Here is a 2,070-nt window from a genome sequence, read left to right as displayed (position 1 = left end):
CCCCGGGCCCGGTTGCACCGGCCCGGGGCGTCGCCGCGTTCCGGGCCGACGGGGTTCCGCCCGCTCAGGGCTCAGGGCCGCAGGGCGGTCGCCAGCAGGCCGTCGATCTCCGCCCCGGCCACGCTCCCGCCGTGCACCAGGCGATCGAAGACGAGCCCGTCCACGCAGGTCAGGAGCGTGATCGTCCGGCCCTCCGGGTCGTCGACGCCCTGCCCGGCGAGGAAGTCCCGCACGATCCGCCGCGCCGCGTTCTCGCGCGGGGCCAGGATTGCGCGCAGTTCGGGGTGGTGGACGCTCTCGACCGCGCAGGCGTAGCGCGCCAGGGAACGCCGGCGCCCGTCCCCGGTGAGCCGCCCCTCGGCGAAGGAGACGAGTCCCGCCGCCAGGTCCGCCGCGTCAGCCGGGGGCGGGACCGCCGCTCCGGCGGCCTCCAGCTCGGCCTGGTCGAGCGCGACCAGCCGCCGGACGAGAGCGGTGAGCAGGGCGTGCCGGGTGCGGAAGTAGGCGGAGGTGGTGCCCGGTGGCAGCCCGGCCGCCCGGTCCACCGCCCGGTGCGTCAGGCCGCGCATGCCCTGGTCGGCGAGCACGCGGACGGCCGCGTCGGCGAGGACGGTGCGGCGGTCGGGGGGCACGGAGGACATGGCCCCTTTCTACACCCGTAGAGGGGAGGCGTACACTTCTTCTACACCTGTAGAAGAAGCGGGGAGGGAACCGGCATGGACGGTGGCAGCGCGGTGGTGGTGGGTGGCGGCATCGGCGGACTCGCCGCGGCGATCGGACTGCGCCGGGTGGGCTGGGACGTCACAGTGGTCGAGCGGGCTCCCGTGGCGGACGACGCCGGCGCCGGGATCTCGCTCCACGCCAACGGCATCCGCGCCCTCGACGCCCTCGGCGCCGGCGAGCCGGTACGGGCCGCCGCCCGCCCCCAGTACACCGGCGGCACCCGGGTCCCCGGCGGCGGCTGGCTCTCCCCGATGGACGGCGCCGCCCTGGAGCGCGAACTCGGCACCCCCATCGTCGGCATCCCCCGCGCCACCCTGCACCGGCTGCTCCGCGCGGCCCTGCCCGCCGGGAGCCTCCGCGTCGGGAGCGAGGTGACGGACGTCGAGGACTCCGGCCCGGGCCGCGTACGGGTCAGGGCCGGCGGCCACGTCCTGGAAGCCGATCTCGTCGTCGCCGCCGACGGCGTACGCAGCCGTCTGCGGAGCCGGCTGTTCCCCGGGCACCCCGGCCCCGTCCACAGCGGCTCCACGGTGCTGCGCGCCATCACCGCGCGACCGGTCCCGCTCGCCACCGACTTCTCCCTGACGTGGGGGAGGGGCGCGGAGTTCGGACACATCGCCTTCAGCGACGGCCGGGCCGAATGGCACGCCGTCCTCAACGCGCCGCCCGGCATCCGCCACGCCGACCCCCTCGCCGTCCTGCGCCGCCGCTTCGGCACCTGGCACGACCCGATCCCCGCCCTGCTGGACGCGACCCGGCCGGAGGACGTCCTGCACCACGACATCCACGAACTGGTGACGCCCCTGCCCGCGTACGCGTCCGGCCGCGTCGCCCTCCTCGGCGACGCCGCCCACGCCATGACCCCGCACCTCGGCCAGGGGGCCTGCCAGGCCCTGGAGGACGCGGTGACCCTCGCCGCCTGCGTGGCCGCCGGACCCACCGTCGCCTCCGCGCTCGCCCGCTACGACGCCGAGCGCCGCCCGCGCAGCCAGTCCGTGGCCCGGGCCGCCCGCCTCGCGGGCCGTACGGGTCAGGGCCTGAGCCACCCCGTGGCGGTCGCCCTGCGCAACACCGCCCTGCGTCTGGCGCCCTCCCGTGCGACGGTCCGCGCGATCCTCCGCCACGCCGACTGGACGCCGCCGAGCCTCGGTTCCGTACCCAGGGCCGCCTGAGCGTCCGAACCGCCGCCGTCCGGCGGCAGGGCCGGGGGTCACCCACCTCGGGCCTGCCGCCTCCTCCCCTCCGTACGCCCGTCCGGCCCCTCTCAGGAACGCGTCGCGGTGCCGCACTCCTCGTCCCCGCCGGCCCGCATCCGCTCGTCCATCGACGTGCTGCGGTCGTACGGAT

Annotated in this window: 2 protein-coding genes; one reads left to right on the top strand and one right to left on the bottom strand. The window is 77.2% G+C overall.

The features are described 5' to 3' along the window. Positions 1-71: 71 nt before the first annotated feature. The gene (locus RIF68_RS35215; protein ID WP_309055640.1) at positions 72-632 is read right to left on the bottom strand and encodes a TetR family transcriptional regulator C-terminal domain-containing protein; all 561 of its coding nucleotides are present in this window, start codon (positions 630-632) and stop codon (positions 72-74) included. 84 nt (positions 633-716) lie between these two features. Between RIF68_RS35215 and RIF68_RS35210 the strand changes: the two genes are divergently transcribed. Next, positions 717-1,895 carry an FAD-dependent monooxygenase gene (locus RIF68_RS35210; RefSeq protein WP_309055637.1) on the top strand — a complete coding sequence of 393 codons (1,179 nt, stop codon included), beginning with the start codon at positions 717-719 and terminating at the stop codon, positions 1,893-1,895. Positions 1,896-2,070 lie beyond the last annotated feature (175 nt).

The organism is Streptomyces sp. (assembly GCF_031178505.1).
In the GTDB taxonomy this organism is placed as follows: domain Bacteria; phylum Actinomycetota; class Actinomycetes; order Streptomycetales; family Streptomycetaceae; genus Streptomyces; species Streptomyces gulbargensis.
The sequence above is the reverse complement of the archived record's forward strand: the minus strand, read 5'-3'. Positions and strand labels throughout refer to the sequence as shown.

What these genes read in the sequence shown, in the direction of transcription:
- RIF68_RS35210 (WP_309055637.1), top strand. Translation starts at nt 717, where the DNA reads ATGGACGGTGGCAGCGCGGTGGTGGTGGGTGGCGGCATCGGCGGACTC.